Genomic DNA, 14,801 nt, shown 5'->3' with positions numbered 1-14,801 from the left:
CGCCAGAGGCTGGTGCCCGATGACCCAACCGCTCTCTTTCCAGCGCATGATCCTGGCACTCCACGATTACTGGAGCGACCGTGGCTGCCTGATCCTCCAGCCCTACGACATGGAGATGGGGGCGGGGACGTTCCACCCCGCCACCACGCTGCGCGCGCTGGGGCCGAACCCGTGGAACGCGGCGTTCGTCCAGCCGTGCCGGCGACCGACCGACGGGCGCTACGGCGAGAATCCCAACCGGTTGCAGCATTATTACCAGTATCAGGTGATCCTGAAGCCGAGCCCGGCGGACTTGCAGGAACTGTACCTGGGATCGCTGGCGGCGATCGGCATCGATCCGCTGCTCCACGACATCCGCTTCGTCGAGGACGATTGGGAATCGCCGACGCTGGGCGCCTGGGGGCTGGGCTGGGAAGTGTGGTGCGACGGCATGGAGGTGACGCAGTTCACCTATTTCCAGCAGATGGGCGGGTTCGACTGCAAGCCGGTGGCGGGCGAGCTGACCTACGGGCTCGAGCGGCTGGCGATGTACATTCAGGACGTCGACAATGTGTACGACCTCGCGTTCAACGACCAGGGCGTGAGCTACGGCGAGGTGTTCCTGGAGAATGAGCGGCAGATGTCGACCTGGAACTTCGAAGTCGCCGACACCGACACGCTGTTCGACCAGTTCCGGAAGAGCGTGGCGGAGTGCGAGCGGACGCTGGCGGCGAAGCTGCCGATCCCGGCGTACGAGCAGGCGATCAAGGCGAGCCACACCTTCAACCTGCTCCAGGCGCGCGGCGTGATCTCGGTGGCGGAGCGGCAGGCGTATATGGGGCGCGTGCGCGACCTCGCGAAGGGCGCCTGCGCGGCGTGGATGGACAAGAACGGATGGGCGGCGTGAGGCCAGCTTCCGATCCTCCCCGTTCACGGGGAGGTAGCGGCCGCGCAGCGGTCGACGGAGGGGGCAGGCCACGCACGCTGCGCCAGCCGGCGGTCTACGACGCGCGCCACGCACGGCGGGAGATGAGCCTGCCGGAAGTGCTGTTGTGGCAGCGCCTGAAGGGTAGCCCCGACGGAACCGCCTTTCGAAAGCAGCACCCGATCGTCGCGTATGCGGCCCGCCCCCTCCACCACGCCTCCGGCGCGGTCCCCCTCCCCGTGAACGGGGAGGATTGAGAGAGTTTATGACCGACTTCCTCTTGGAACTCCGTTCCGAAGAAATTCCCGCGCGGATGCAGGATCGCGCGCGCGAGGATCTGGCCAAGCTGTTCGCGGCCGAGATCGGCAAGGCCGGATTGTCTGCGACCGCGATCGAGACGTTCGCGACGCCGCGGCGGCTGGCGCTGAGCGCGCGCGGGTTGCCCGACGCAACCGAGGCGGTGTCGGAGGAGGTGAAGGGCCCCAAGGCGTCGGCGCCGCCGCAGGCGCTGGAGGGATTTCTGCGCAAGACGGGGCTGACGCGCGAGCAACTGGTCGAGCGGGACGGCGTGTTCTTCGCGGTGACCGAGCGGCCCGGGCGTGCCACGGCCGACGTGCTGGCCGAGGCGATACCGGCGATCGTGCGCGCATTCCCCTGGCCCAAGTCGATGCGCTGGGGCGCGGCGTCCGCGTCCACCGAGTCGATCCGCTGGGTGCGGCCGCTGCACGGCATCGTCGCGCTGTTCGGGACCGACATCGTCGCGTGCGAGGTCGCGGGCGTGGTGTCCGGCGCGACGACCTACGGCCATCGCTTCCACCATCCCGGCGCGATCACGATCGGCTCGGCGGCGGATTACGCCGAGAAGCTCGCCGCGTGCCACGTGATCGTCGACCAGGGCGAGCGGCGCGCGCTGATCCGGGCGCGCGCCACCGCGCTCGCCGCCGACGCGGGGCTGACTCTGGTCGAGGATGAGGGGTTGGTGGGCGAGAATGCCGGGCTGACCGAGTGGCCGGTGCCGTTGCTGGGCTGTTTCGACGCGGGCTTTCTCCAGGTACCGCCCGAGGTGATCCAGCTGACCGCGCGGGTGAACCAGAAATACTTCGTCTGTCGCGACGTTGATGGTGCGCTGGCGAACGCGTTCGTGTGCACCGCCAATATCGACGCGGTCGACGGGGGCGCGAAGATCGTCGAGGGGAATCGCAAGGTGCTCGCGGCACGGCTGGCGGACGCGCGGTTCTTCTACGACACCGACCTAAAGGTGCCGCTGGCGGACCAGGCGGGCAAGCTGGACAAGATCGTGTTCCACGAGAAGCTGGGCACGGTGGCGGACAAGGTCGACCGCGTGGCGAAGCTGGCGCGGTGGCTGGTGCACGAAGGGATCGTGAAATCGTCCGCGCTGCGTGGGGAGGAACTGGCCGATCTTGCCGAGCGGGCGGCGCGGCTGGCCAAGGCGGATCTCGTCACCGGCATGGTCGGCGAATTCCCGGAATTGCAGGGATTGATGGGCGGCTACTACGCCGCCCTCCAAGGCGAGCACCCGGCGGTCGCCGCCGCGATCCGCGACCATTACAAGCCGGTCGGGCAGGGCGACGAGGTGCCGACCGATGCGGTGACGGTAGCGGTGTCGCTGGCGGACAAGCTGGATACACTGGCGGCGTTCTTCGCCATCGGCGAGCTGCCGACCGGCTCGAAAGACCCGTTCGCGTTGCGCCGGGCCGCGCTCGGCGTGATCCTGCTGATCGAGCGTGCGGGCCTACGCGTGCGTCTGACGCAGGCGTTCGAGTTCGCGGTGGGGGAGGTCGCGCAGGCGTTCGGCTACGCGATCGCCATGCGCTTCGGCGGCGAACTGCTCGCGGCGTTCGACAAGGCCGGCGGCGAGGTTCCCGTGACGCGATCGGTCCTGCACCGGTTGTTGCAGGACGAGCGGCTGCGCGCACACCAGGGCAATCCGGCGGTGGCCGCGTTCCTCGACACGTCCGAGCGGGCGACGCCGGCGCTGCTGGCCTTCTTCGCCGATCGCCTCAAGGTGCAGCAGCGCGAGGCGGGGGTGCGGCACGACCTGATCGACGCGGTGTTCGCGCTGGGCGGCGAGGACGATCTCGTCCGGCTGCTCGCGCGGGTCCGGGCGCTCCAGGCGTTCGTCGGGACGGAGGACGGGGCCAACCTGCTCGCCGGGTACAAGCGGGCGGCGAACATCCTGAAGAAGGAGGGCGTTGCGTTGGGCGGCGCGGACGATGGCGGGAAGACGCCGGCTTACGCGGCGGAACCCGCCGAGGCGGCGTTGCAGGCGGCGCTCGACGCGGCGGAGCCGGCGGCCGCGGCGGCGGTAGAGGCGGAGGATTTCGAGGGAGCGATGGCGGCGCTCGCGTCGCTCAGGGCGCCGATCGACGCCTTCTTCGACGGCGTGACCGTCAACGATCCCGACGCCGGCAAGCGGGCGGCGCGGCTGGCGCTGCTCGACCGGGTGCGCGCGGCGGTGCACCGAGTGGCCGACTTCTTGCGGATCGAGGGCTAACGATCGGGTGAGCCGGCCGGCGGAACCCGGCTCGCAGTCGCCCATTGTGCAGCGCACAACATACGAATGCATATGAGAGGATGATCCAGTGGTGACCGCGGTGAAGCAGCAGGGCGACGAGCAATACGTGTATCGGTTCGGCGGCGGCACCGCGGACGCGGGGCGCGACAAGAATCTGCTCGGCGGCAAGGGCGCGAACCTGGCGGAGATGGCGTCGATCGGGCTGCCGGTGCCGCCGGGCTTCACCATCTCGACCGCCATGTGCACGCGCTATTACGAGGAGGGGGAGGCGTTTCCCGACTCGCTGCGCACCGAGGTGGCCGAGGGGATCGCGCATATCGAGGGGATCACCGGCAAGGCGTTCGGCGACGCGGGCAATCCGCTTCTCGTCTCCGTCCGGAGCGGCGCACGCGTGTCGATGCCGGGGATGATGGACACGGTGCTGAACCTCGGCCTCAACGACGAGACGGTGGAGGGGCTGGCCACCGCGGCGGGCGACGATCGCTTCGCCTGGGACAGCTATCGCCGTTTCATCCAGATGTACGCCGACGTGGTGCTGGAGCTTGACCACGACGCGTTCGAGGAAGCGCTGGAGATCGCCAAGGAGGATCGCGGGTTCACGCTCGACACGGAGCTGTCGGCGGACGACCTGCGCGGGCTCGTCGCCGAGTACAAGGCGCTGGTCGAGAAGGAATGGGGCAAACCGTTCCCGCAGGACGTGCACGACCAGTTGTGGGGCGCGGTGGGCGCGGTGTTCGGGTCGTGGCAGTCGGAGCGGGCCAAGGTCTATCGCCGGCTGAACGACATTCCCGCCAGCTGGGGCACGGCGGTCAACGTGCAGGCGATGGTGTTCGGCAACATGGGCGACACCTCGGCCACCGGCGTCGCCTTCACGCGCGATCCCGCCAAGGGCGACCGCGCCTATTACGGCGAGTTCCTCATCAACGCGCAGGGCGAGGACGTGGTCGCGGGCATCCGCACGCCGCAGTACCTGACCCGCGCGGCGCGCGAGGAGGCGGGCGCCAAGCCGCTGTCGATGGAAGAGGCGATGCCCGAAGTCTACGGGCAGCTGGCGAAGGTCTTCGACACGCTCGAGAACCATTACCGCGACATGCAGGACATCGAGTTCACGGTCGAGCAAGCCAAGCTCTGGATGCTCCAGACCCGCTCGGGGAAACGGACCGCCAAGGCGGCGCTGAAGATCGCGGTGGAGATGGCGGAAGAGGGGCTCATCACCCGCGACGAGGCGGTGTGCCGGGTCGACGCCGCCGCGCTCGATCAGTTGCTCCACCCGACGCTCGACCCGAAGGCGACCCGCGACGTGATCGCCAAGGGGCTGCCCGCCTCGCCCGGCGCGGCGTCCGGCAAGGCGGTGTTCGACGCCGACACCGCCGAGAAGCGCGCGGCGGCCGGCGAGGCGGTGATCCTGGTGCGGACCGAGACCTCGCCGGAGGATATCCACGGCATGCACGCGGCCAAGGGCATCCTGACCGCGCGCGGCGGCATGACCAGCCACGCGGCGGTGGTGGCACGGGGCATGGGGCGGCCGTGCGTGTCGGGGGCGGGTGGCCTCTCCATCTCGGCGCGCGACAAGGTGATGCGCGTCGGCGGGCGCGAGGTGCGCGAGGGCGATCTGCTGACGCTCGACGGCGCCACCGGCGAGGTGATGGCGGGCGAAGTCGCGACCGTGCAGCCCGAACTGTCCGGCGACTTCGGCACGCTGATGGAGTGGGCGGACGCGGCGCGGCGCATGAAGGTGCGCGCCAATGCCGAGACGCCCGCCGACTGCCGCACCGCGCGCGAGTTCGGCGCGGAGGGCGTGGGACTGTGCCGGACCGAGCACATGTTCTTCGATGCCGCGCGCATTACCGCGGTGCGGCAGATGATCCTGGCGTCCGACGAGGCGGGGCGGCGCGTCGCGCTCGACCGGCTGCTGCCCGAGCAGCGCGCCGATTTTGCCGCGATCTTCGAGGTGATGGCGGGGCTTCCGGTGACGGTGCGGCTGCTTGACCCGCCACTCCATGAATTCCTGCCGCACGAGGAGGCCGAGTTTGCCGAGGTCGCGACCGCGGCGGGCGTCGAGGTCGAGGTGCTGAAACGCCGCGCGGCCGAACTGCACGAGTTCAACCCGATGCTGGGGCATCGCGGCTGCCGCCTCGGCGTGACATATCCCGAAATCTACGAGATGCAGGCCCGCGCGATCTTCGAGGCGGCGATCGACGTGGCGGAGAAGTCCGGGGCAGCGCCAATCCCCGAGGTGATGATCCCCCTGGTCGCGACGCGGCGCGAGGTGGACCTGATGAAGGCGGTGGTCGATCGCGCGGCAAAGGCGGTGTTCGCTGAGCGTGGACGCGAGGTGGAGTATCTGGTCGGCACGATGATCGAGTTGCCGCGCGCGGCGCTGAAGGCGGGGGAGATCGCGGAAAGCGCGCAGTTCTTCTCCTTCGGGACCAACGACCTGACGCAGACGACGCTGGGCGTCAGCCGCGACGACGCGGCGCGCTTCCTGGGTGCGTATGTGGAGCAGGGGGTCTATTCCAAGGACCCGTTCGTCAGCCTGGATATCGAGGGCGTCGGCGAGCTGGTCGAGATCGCGGCCGAGCGCGGTCGCGCGACGCGGCCCGACATCAAGCTGGGCATCTGCGGCGAGCATGGCGGCGACCCGGCCTCCATCGCGTTCTGCGAGCGGATCGGGCTCGATTACGTCAGCGCGTCGCCGTACCGCGTGCCGATCGCACGGCTGGCTGCGGCGCAGGCGGCGTTGCGCGGCTGACCTGATCTTTCCCGTTCAGGGAAGGAAACCTTGCGACGGGTAGGAAGGGGGGCTTTCCGTTGGCACTGTGCTTCGCCACGCCCCCTTCCGTAAGCTCTTGCGCTGCCGCCTCCCCGTAAACGGCAGGAGTCTCAGCGGCGGTTGAACTCGAACCAGCCGCGCCGCTCGCCGACGGGGTAGGCGGGGCGAGCCGCGGCGGCCGCGGCCGTCGCGCGTGGGGCGGTGGTGGAGGCGGTCACCGGTGCCGCTTGGGCGAGGCGCGCGTGCTCGCGCTCCAGCTCCGCGGTGCGGGCATCGGCGGCGGTGATCCGCGCGTCGGCGTCGCGGCGATAGGTGGCATGCGCCGCGCGCTCGGCGGCGTAGCGTTCCTTCCACTTGCGTCCGCCCGAACTGCTGGCCAGTCCCAGCAACCAACCGCCGATCAGCACCAATATCAGCACCGCCGCGAGAGTGATCGTCATGTCCCTGCCTCCTGTTACGGGGGCTCAACGACGGGCGGCGAGCCTGGTTGCGACGACCCGACGCGAGGCGGCGGAGAGGGGCGTTCTCAGTTGCCCGACATCATCGTGTCCTTGATCGAGCAGGCGGCGGGACCCAGGATGACGACGAACAGCGGCGGCAGGATGAACAGGATCAGCGGCACCGTCATGATTGCCGGCAGCCGCGCCGCCTTCTCCTCGGCGCGCATCATCCGCTCGTTGCGGAACTCGGCGGAGAGCACGCGCAGCGCCGATGCCAGCGGCGTGCCGTATTTCTCCGTCTGGATCATGGTGGTGACCACGCCCCGGACGGCTTCGAGGGCGACGCGGGAGGCGAGGTTGTCGAAGGCGTGGCGTCGGTCGGTAAGGAAGCCGAGTTCGATCGCGGTCAGCGAAAACTCCTCGCCCAGCTCCGGATAGGCGCGGCCCAGCTCGCGCGCGACGCGGCCGAAGGCGGCGTCGACGGTGAGGCCGGCTTCCGCGCAGATCACCAGCAGGTCGAGGGCATCGGGCAGCCCCTTGCGGATCGCGTCGGCGCGCTTGGTGATCTTGTTCTTCAGGAAGATGTCTGGCGCCTTGTACGACAGCAGGAACGTCGCCGCGACGGCGGCGTAGCGCTGGAGCGGCGACCAGTCGGCCAGCTCGTCGGTGCCGTAGACATAGAAGAGCGCGATGCCGCCGAACACGATCGGCAGCACCAGCCGGCCGAAGATCACCGCCACCGCCCAATCCTTGGAGCGGATGCCGGCCTGCGCCAGCTTGACCTGCGCGGCCTTGACCTGGCTGTCCTGCAGCATCTTGGCCGACGACAGGAAGTCGCGCATCCGGTCGGTCGCGTCGCTGCGCTGGACCAGCTTGGCACGGCGCTTGGTCGACGCGCTGATGCCCGCCTTCAGCTGCTCACGCCGGTCGTTGAGCGCCTTGACGCGCTTGGTCATGGGGTCGCGGACGCTGGTCGCGGCGTAGATCGCGACCATCACCGCGAAGGCGGCGACGCCCGACAGGATCGTCGCGGCCCAGGTCACGTCGACGCCCATCAGCGTCGGTCCGGGGGTGGGAGCCATGCCGTTGGTCCTTTAGATCTCGAAGCTGACCATCTTGGCCATTACGAAGCCGCCGATCGACATCCAGATCAGGCCGCCGCCCCCCGCGATCATCAGGCGCTGGTCGGTGAGGAAATTGCCGACGTAATCGGGCGCGGTCAGGTAGATCAGCATCGTCACCGCGAAGGGCAGCGCGCCCAGGATGTAGGCGGATGCCTTGGCCTCCGACGACATGGCCTTGATCTTGAGCTTCATCTGCGCGCGTTTGCGCAGCACGTCGGCCAGGTTGGATAGCGTTTCCGCCAGGTTGCCGCCGGTCTCGCGCTGGATGGCGATGGTGATGACGAAGAACTGGAACTCGGGCGTGCCCAGCCGGTCGGCGGTTTCCTGCAGCGCGGCGTCCATGGTGCGGCCAATCTTCATCTTGTCGGCGACGCCGCGGAATTCCTCGCCGACCGGGCCGTTCATCTCGGCGCCGACCACGCCCATCGTCTCGCTGATCGGCAGGCCGGAGCGCAGGCCCCGGACCAGCAGCTCGATCGCCTCCGGAAAACGGACGGTGAAGGCGTTGATGCGCTTGCCGATCAGCCGGCCGACATAGAGGTGCGGCAGGCCGAGCCCCGCGATCAGCGCCAGGAACAGCGTCAACAGCAGCGGCGCGCCGCGCAGCATCAGCAGCAGCGCCACGCCCACCGCCAGCCCGGCGGAGGCGAGGCCGTAATTGCCGACCGTCCAGCTCTTGCCGGTCATCGCCAGCCGCTTGGCGAGCTGCGCGCGATTGGGCAGCACCTTGCCAAAGGCGAGGTCCATGCGCGTCGCCTGCACCGCGGCGATGCGGCGTGCCTGCGCGTCGGCGATCACGTCGGCGGGACCGTGGCGATCGCGCAGCGCCGCGACGCGGCGAGCGCCGGCGCGCTCGGCGGACGGACCCATCAGCGCGAGCACGACCATGGCCAGCACGGTCGCGGCGCCGAGCATCAGGACGAGCATCGACAGCATGGTGCTACTTCTTCGCCGGCCGCTTGGTCATCAGCCCTTTCAGGCCGCCGATCAGCGACGCCTTGCCCGCCGTCTTGCCGGCGTCGCCGCCCGCGCTCTCGTCCGCCGCGCCGGTGACGGCGGTCAGCAGGTCGACCAGCGGGGTCACCGTCTTCGAGTTCTTGCCGACCTCCGCCACCGGCTTGCCGAGCTTGGCGGCTTGGGCGGCGAGTTTCTGGTCGAACGGCACCAGATGGTCGATCCTGCGCTCGATCGAGCCTTCGAAATCCTTGCGGCTGATCTCCGGCTGGCCGCTGGTGTAGACGCCGTTGGCGACCACCAGCAGCTGTGTCTGCGGCGCGTTGGTCTTCATCCAGGAGAGCAGGCGGATGGTGTCGCGCGCCGCCGCCAGCGTCAGCTGCGTGACGATCACCGCCACCTGCACGTCGCCCATCAGATGCGGGTGCTGGACCAGCATGCCGCGCGGCAGATCGACCACCGTGCACTCGAACGCGGCGCGCATCTCGCCCTGCAACTGGTGAAAGGCGGCACCGTCGGTGACCAGCGGCTGGTTGATCGGGGCCTCCGCCGACAGCACGGCGAGCTTCTCCGACGCCTTCACCATCGCGCGCTCGATGAACAGGCCGTCGATGCGGCCGGGGTTCTCGATCGCGTCGGTGAGGCCGCGTCCCGGCTCCAGGTCGAGCGCGAGGGCGCCGGTGCCGAAATGCACGTCGAGGTCGAGGAGCGCGGTGGACCGGCCCTCGCGCGCCGCCAGCAGCCACGACAGCGACGTCGCGACCGTGGACGCGCCGACGCCGCCGCGCGTGCCAATCACCGCGACCGCGCAGTGCGGCCGCTCCGACACGGCCTCGACGGGCTTGGGCGCGTTCAGCATCGCCTGCGCATGGGCCAGCGCCTCGCGCACCATGTCGGGATGGAGGGGCTTGAGCAGGTAATCCTGGATGCCGCTGGCGACTAGGTCGCGGTACAGGCGCACGTCGTTGACCTGCCCGGCGGCGATCACCACCGTGCCGGGCTCGCACACCTCGGCCAGCGCGTTGATGTCATTGAGCGGGTCGCCCGATTCGGCGAGGTCGACGAACAGGATGTGCGGGCTGGCCGCGATCGACAGCGACTGGATCGCGTTGCGCAGACCGCCCTTGTGCACCTTGTCGGTCGACCAGCCGAGCTCGGCGGCGATCGGCCGGATCGTGTCGCCGGTGGTCTCGTCGCAGACATAGGCGACGAACGGATCGCGCAGCGCGGCGCCGGGCTTCCAGGGAGCGTTCATCTTACCTTCCTCCCGACGTTGACTCGGTTTTGGTGATGGCGCCGCCCTGGCCGCTCGGCACCGCTTTGCGATACAGGTCGATCGCCTTGAACGAGGTCGCGGCATCGTTGCCGTAGCCGTCGGCGCCCTGGATCAGGTCGCCCGGATTGGCGACCATCGCGGCGAGATTGGTGTTGGTGGCGCAGCCGTAGTTGGACGACGCGTCCGCGGTGACGTACGAGCCCGCGGCGCGCGACCAGTCCGGGCAGCCCGGTACCGAGGCGCTCATCCGGCTGACCACGACGCGCAGCGTGCCCGGCGCGACGGTGCCCGGCGTGACCGGCGCGGCTGTCGCCAGCAGCAGCCCGCGACCGGCGACGATCGCCGCGACGCGGTTCTGCGCCGACGCGTCGTGGGCGGGATCGTCCACCGAGATGCGATCGCCGTAGCGAAGGCGCAGGCCGTCGAGCCAGCCCGACAGGCGTGCCTGCTCGCCCGCGGCGACGTCGCCGCCGGCAGTGGCGAGATCGATCGTGTAGTCGGCGCGGCTGACCACGGGCTGGTGAACCGACTCGACCCCGCGATTGATGGCGCCGGTGCAGCCGGCGGCGGCGAGCGCCGGCGCGATCGCGGCGATCGGCAGCAGCGCCCGGCGACGCGTGGTTCTGGTCATGGTGTCTCGCCCCTTCGTGTCTGCGTGGGTCATGTCAGTTGGAGAAGCCCGGCGCGGCGGCGCCCCGACGACCCCCGGTCGGTGCGATCGCCGGCTCGCGGCGCAGCGCGGACGCGCCTGCGGGCGCCGCCGCCGGAGTGCCTGGGCCGTGTGCGGGAACGGGGGCGAGTGGCGTCGTCGGCGGTGCCATGGTCGGCACCGGTCGCCGCTCGGCCGCGTTGCCCGAGGAGAGCTTGCCGAGCAGCACCCGCTCGATGTCGGTCGGGCTCTGATAGCCGTCGGTCGGCAGCGCGATCTGGTCCGGCCGGTCGGCGGGCTTCACCAGATACGGGGTGATGACGATGACCAGCTCGGTCTCGTTGCGCTGCCATCCGTTGGAACGGAAGAGCGAGCCGAGCACGGGCAGGTCGCCCAGGCCGGGTGCCTTCTGGATCTGGTTCTGCGTGTTGTTCGACAACAGGCCGCCGATCATCAGGCTCTGCCCGGAGCCGAGCTCCACCGTGGTCTCCGCGCGCCGGGTGGTGAAGGCGGGGACCTGGAAGTTGTTGAGCGTGACCGCGCCGGCGCTGGTGAGCTGAGACACCTCCGGCCGGACGCGCAGCGAGATGCGCCCGTCGGCCAGCACCGTGGGGGTGTAAGCGAGGCTGACGCCGTACTGCTTGTACTCGATGGTGACGGTGCCGAGCGTCTGGGCGATCGGGATCGGGATCTCGCCGCCGGCCAGGAAGGTCGCCGTCTCGCCCGACAACGAGGTGAGGTTCGGATTGGCGAGCGTCGTCACCTGGCCGATGGTCTCGCCGAGGTCGAGCGAGCCGAGCAGGTCGACGCCGAGCAGGCGCCCGGCTGCACCGATCAGGGTGGCACCGTTGTTCTGAGCGGGAAATTGGAAGGCGGTCTGACCGGGCAAGAGCCCGTTGGCTCCAATCGCAATGGGTGCGCCGTTGGCGTCGACGGGAGCACCGTTGATGAAGCCCGCCGGCGGCGTACCCGGCGTCCTGGCGATGGAGCCCTGGCGACCTTGCGAGAGTCCGAAAAGAAAATTGCCATTGTCGCGGGTGGTCAGGTTCACCCCGATGTTCTTGACGAACGAGCGGCTGACCTCGGCGATGCGGACCTGGAGGTTGACCTGGAGCGGGGTGGCGGTGCGCAGACGCGACAGCACCTTGGTATTCTCGCCGACGAACGCCTGGACCAGCCGCTCGGCCTCCGCCGCGTCGGCCGGCGCCGCCACGGTGCCGGTGAGCAGGACGAAGCCGTTCATCGGGGTCGCGACGATCTTCGCGTCGGGCATGGCGAGGCCCAGCATGCCGCCGATCGAGTCGAGGTTGTTGCCGACCCGGACGGTGGAGGCGAACACCACCTGGCCGCCCTTGGCGGTGGCGGAGATCGTCGTCTCGCCCGCCTTCTTGCCGAAGATGTAGAGTTGGGTGGGCGAGCGGACCTGGACGTCGGCGATCGAATCGTCGGCGACGAACAGGTCGCTCATCGGCCGCGCCAGCGTCACCAGCCGGCCGCGACCGGTGTTGATCTGGACCAGCGATCCCCCCGTACCCGGCTGACTGGAAGATTGGGCGGTGGCGGGCGCCACCGGCATCGCACCGGCGGCGGCCAGCGCCAGCGCGAGGCCGGCGGTGGCGGCGAGCGGGCTGAACATGCGCATCTTACTTCCCCCCGACGGGCACGGCCGTCACGTTGTTGCCCCGCGCGACGCGGACCACCGGGCCGAGCGGCGCCGCCGCGGGCGCGCCGGTGGTCGGTCCCATGGGGCTGCCGATGCTGGACGCCGGTGCCGCCGTGCGGGTCACCGGCACGGTGCGGCGCTGGAAGCGCGACACGTCGGCCCCGGTCACGAAGGTGGGAGCGCCCGCCACCGGTCGCCCGGCGACCTGGAGCAGCATCTCGCGCTCGCCCTTGGCGTCGCCCGGCACCTTGATCGCGCCCGACGCGATCGCCTCTTCCAGGTCGCCGGCATTGTCGGCGATGGAGCGGAGCGACAGCGACAGCGTACCCACCGTCTGCGCGACGGCGATCTGCTCGGCCATCTTGGGCGTTGCCTCCAACGTGACGGTGGAGAAGGTCTTGACCTCCGACTTGCCGTCCTCGCCGTCCATGGTGTTGGTGCGCTGGTCGGTGGCGAGCACGCGGACGTTGCGCAGGAACGTTTCCGACGTGCGCAGCGGCGGGCCCTCGCCCCCCTCGATGCTCTGCGTCAGCACTAGGTCGATGCGGTCGCCCGGGAACACGAAGCCGCCGACCGCCGCCTGCGCGGTGACCGGAACGGTGACGGCGCGCATGCCGGGGCCGAGCGCCGCCGCCAGGAAGCCGCGATCGCCCGGCCGCACCAGCGCGCCCTGCGTGACCGGCTGGCCGGCGGTGATCGCGTTGCGCACCACCGTGCCCTGCAGTGCCTGGAGGTCGGTCGACTGTTTCAGATAATAGGCGCCGTCGACCAGCTCCTTGGGCCAGGGCTGAAATCGCAGCGCCGACGCGTCGAGGATGGTGCCGACCGGCAGCGGGCGGGTGGCGACCAGCACCTCGGGCCCGTCGATTACCGGCTGGGCCGCGGCCACCGCCATCGCCTCGGGCGCGGCGCTGCCTGCGACCAGCGTGCGGGCGAAAAAGGCGGTAACGGCGGCTACCACCAGCGCCCCTACCAGCAGAATGAGCTTGCGACTGTCCATCTTCTTGCAGTGCCTTTCGAGGCCGCCGGGGTTGATCCGGCGTTAATCATCACGCAAATTGGTTAAGAACCGGTTCGCGAAGGGCGAGCAGGCCCGCGATGGCGATGGCGACGCCGTACGGCACCTCCACCTCGCCGCCCTTCCAGCGCCGCTCGACCAGCATCGCCGCGGTCACCACGCCGCCCGCCAGCGACATCGCCACCAGCATCGACGCCCAGCCGCCCAGCGGCAGCCACAGCGACAGCGCGGCGAGCAGCTTGACGTCACCGCCGCCCATCATCCCGACGTGAAAGGCGAGCGCGAAGACCGCGAAGGTGCCGGCGCCGATCAGCAGCTGCACTGGCACGCCCGGCCACCAGCTGATCCCGTTCGCCCACCACCAGAGTGGCGCGGCGAGCGCGATGGCGATGCTCTTGCCGTCGGCGATCTCGCGCGTGCGTGCGTCCTCGATCCCTGCCGAGACCAGAAGGCCGCCGAGCGTGAGCGCCAGTGCGGCGCGAAGGATTTCCCCGTCCATGGTGAACGGCATGTAGACGGACAGGCTTTCGAAACCGTAACCGGGGCGCGTGCCGCGCCGTTCCTTTCCCGCCGATGCCGCCCTGTCGACCTGGACCGCCCCCGACGGCTGGGCGCATCGCCGCTTTGAGCGGGCCGGTGCGGGGCGGGGGCGGCTGCTGTTCCTGGGTGGCCGCGCCGATTCGATCGAGAAATATCTGGAGGCGCTGGACGAATGGCACGATCGCGGCTGGACGGTGGCGGCGTTCGACTGGCGCGGGCAGGGCGGATCGGGGCGGACGGGGACGGGCGATGTCGGCCATCTCGACGATTTCGCGGTGCTGGTCCGCGACCTTGCCGCCTTCTGGGCGCAGTGGCGGCGGGACGGCGAGCCGTGCGTGGTCGTCGCGCACTCGACGGGCGGGTATCTGGCGCTGGCGGCGCTCGTCGGCGGAGCGATCGACCCGGCCGCGCTGGTGCTGGTGGCGCCGATGCTGGGCCTGCGCAACCCGTTGGGCGCGTGGATCGGCGGCGGCGTCGCGCGGCTGATCGCCGGGCGCGGCGACCTCGCCCGCGCGGCGTGGCGGGAGCGGACGGTGGCGCGGGCGGTGCGCGCCCGCCAGCGCCGCCTGACCCACGACCCGTCGCGCTTCGACGACGAGCGCTGGTGGTACGAGCACTGCTCGGCCCTGCGACTCGGCCCGCCGAGCTGGGCGTGGATCGTCGAGGCGTTCGCCGCCACCGCGGCGTTGCGCGCCGATCCGCGGCTCGCCGCCGTCGCCACGCCGGTGCAGCTGCTGGTCGCCGACCACGACCGGTTGGTCGACTCGCGCGCCGCCCGCGCCGTCGCGGCGCGGCTGCCGCACGGCGAGCTGCACCGATTCGGCCGCGACACCGCGCACGAGATTCTGCGCGAAGCCGACCCCGTGCGGAACCACGCACTGGCGCTGATCGACGCGTTCCTAGACCGGCACGCGCCGGCGTGAG

General features: G+C 70.3%; 12 protein-coding genes. 4 read left to right on the top strand and 8 right to left on the bottom strand.

Annotated features, from left to right (window positions below):
• Positions 1–19 precede the first annotated feature (19 nt).
• The 3 genes from BM145_RS13885 (at position 20) to ppdK (ending at position 6,192) form a co-directional block, all read left to right on the top strand.
• Positions 20–886 carry a glycine--tRNA ligase subunit alpha gene (locus tag BM145_RS13885; protein WP_177200219.1) on the top strand — a complete coding sequence of 289 codons (867 nt, stop codon included), beginning with the start codon at positions 20–22 and terminating at the stop codon, positions 884–886.
• Between the two features lie 283 nt (positions 887–1,169).
• A complete protein-coding gene (glyS, locus tag BM145_RS13875) occupies positions 1,170–3,419 on the top strand; it encodes a glycine--tRNA ligase subunit beta (protein ID WP_093334254.1) in 2,250 nt (749 codons plus the stop codon).
• Between the two features lie 91 nt (positions 3,420–3,510).
• Complete coding sequence (ppdK, locus tag BM145_RS13870; protein ID WP_245739352.1) at positions 3,511–6,192, top strand: pyruvate, phosphate dikinase; 2,682 nt, start codon at positions 3,511–3,513, stop codon at positions 6,190–6,192.
• Between the two features lie 131 nt (positions 6,193–6,323).
• On the opposite strand, the gene BM145_RS13865 is transcribed toward ppdK, so the two are convergent.
• From BM145_RS13865 to BM145_RS13830, 8 genes are all read right to left on the bottom strand, one after another.
• Entirely contained in the window at positions 6,324–6,653 is a 330-nt protein-coding gene (locus BM145_RS13865) for a hypothetical protein (RefSeq protein ID WP_093334253.1), read from the bottom strand.
• A gap of 86 nt (positions 6,654–6,739) precedes the next feature.
• A complete protein-coding gene (locus tag BM145_RS13860; protein ID WP_177200218.1) occupies positions 6,740–7,735 on the bottom strand; it encodes a type II secretion system F family protein in 996 nt (331 codons plus the stop codon).
• A gap of 12 nt (positions 7,736–7,747) precedes the next feature.
• On the bottom strand, positions 7,748–8,713 hold the full coding sequence (locus tag BM145_RS13855) for a type II secretion system F family protein (protein WP_093334251.1): 966 nt from the start codon (positions 8,711–8,713) through the stop codon (positions 7,748–7,750).
• 4 nt (positions 8,714–8,717) lie between these two features.
• On the bottom strand, positions 8,718–9,986 hold the full coding sequence (locus tag BM145_RS13850) for a CpaE/TadZ family protein (RefSeq protein ID WP_093334250.1): 1,269 nt from the start codon (positions 9,984–9,986) through the stop codon (positions 8,718–8,720).
• A 1-nt stretch (position 9,987) separates the two neighbouring features.
• Positions 9,988–10,638 carry a CpaD family pilus assembly protein gene (locus tag BM145_RS13845; protein WP_093334249.1) on the bottom strand — a complete coding sequence of 217 codons (651 nt, stop codon included), beginning with the start codon at positions 10,636–10,638 and terminating at the stop codon, positions 9,988–9,990.
• A gap of 34 nt (positions 10,639–10,672) precedes the next feature.
• Entirely contained in the window at positions 10,673–12,298 is a 1,626-nt protein-coding gene (locus BM145_RS13840) for a type II and III secretion system protein family protein (RefSeq protein WP_093334248.1), read from the bottom strand.
• Position 12,299: 1 nt separating this feature from the next.
• Positions 12,300–13,319: a Flp pilus assembly protein CpaB gene (gene cpaB, locus BM145_RS13835; RefSeq protein ID WP_093334247.1), complete on the bottom strand. Its 1,020-nt coding sequence runs from the start codon at positions 13,317–13,319 to the stop codon at positions 12,300–12,302.
• A gap of 49 nt (positions 13,320–13,368) precedes the next feature.
• The gene (locus tag BM145_RS13830) at positions 13,369–13,836 is read right to left on the bottom strand and encodes an A24 family peptidase (RefSeq protein WP_093334319.1); all 468 of its coding nucleotides are present in this window, start codon (positions 13,834–13,836) and stop codon (positions 13,369–13,371) included.
• Between the two features lie 49 nt (positions 13,837–13,885).
• Here BM145_RS13830 and BM145_RS13825 point away from each other — a divergent pair, with 49 nt between their 5' ends.
• Positions 13,886–14,800 (top strand): alpha/beta fold hydrolase, encoded by a 915-nt coding sequence (locus BM145_RS13825; RefSeq protein ID WP_093334246.1) that lies wholly within the window; start codon positions 13,886–13,888, stop codon positions 14,798–14,800.
• Position 14,801: the final 1 nt, after the last annotated feature.

This window comes from Sphingomonas rubra, assembly GCF_900115745.1.
Taxonomy (GTDB): Bacteria; Pseudomonadota; Alphaproteobacteria; order Sphingomonadales; family Sphingomonadaceae; genus Sphingomonas; species Sphingomonas rubra.
The sequence above is the reverse complement of the archived record's forward strand: the minus strand, read 5'-3'. Positions and strand labels throughout refer to the sequence as shown.

Excerpts from the sequence above, each read along its gene's own strand:
- BM145_RS13885 (WP_177200219.1), top strand. The coding sequence starts at position 20 with ATGACCCAACCGCTCTCTTTCCAGCGCATGATCCTGGCACTCCACGAT.
- glyS (WP_093334254.1), top strand. The coding sequence starts at position 1,170 with ATGACCGACTTCCTCTTGGAACTCCGTTCCGAAGAAATTCCCGCGCGG.
- BM145_RS13865 (WP_093334253.1), bottom strand. The coding sequence starts at position 6,653 with ATGACGATCACTCTCGCGGCGGTGCTGATATTGGTGCTGATCGGCGGT.
- BM145_RS13860 (WP_177200218.1), bottom strand. The coding sequence starts at position 7,735 with ATGGCTCCCACCCCCGGACCGACGCTGATGGGCGTCGACGTGACCTGG.
- BM145_RS13855 (WP_093334251.1), bottom strand. The coding sequence starts at position 8,713 with ATGCTGTCGATGCTCGTCCTGATGCTCGGCGCCGCGACCGTGCTGGCC.
- BM145_RS13850 (WP_093334250.1), bottom strand. The coding sequence starts at position 9,986 with ATGAACGCTCCCTGGAAGCCCGGCGCCGCGCTGCGCGATCCGTTCGTC.
- BM145_RS13845 (WP_093334249.1), bottom strand. The coding sequence starts at position 10,638 with ATGACCAGAACCACGCGTCGCCGGGCGCTGCTGCCGATCGCCGCGATC.
- BM145_RS13840 (WP_093334248.1), bottom strand. The coding sequence starts at position 12,298 with ATGCGCATGTTCAGCCCGCTCGCCGCCACCGCCGGCCTCGCGCTGGCG.
- cpaB (WP_093334247.1), bottom strand. The coding sequence starts at position 13,319 with ATGGACAGTCGCAAGCTCATTCTGCTGGTAGGGGCGCTGGTGGTAGCC.
- BM145_RS13830 (WP_093334319.1), bottom strand. The coding sequence starts at position 13,836 with ATGGACGGGGAAATCCTTCGCGCCGCACTGGCGCTCACGCTCGGCGGC.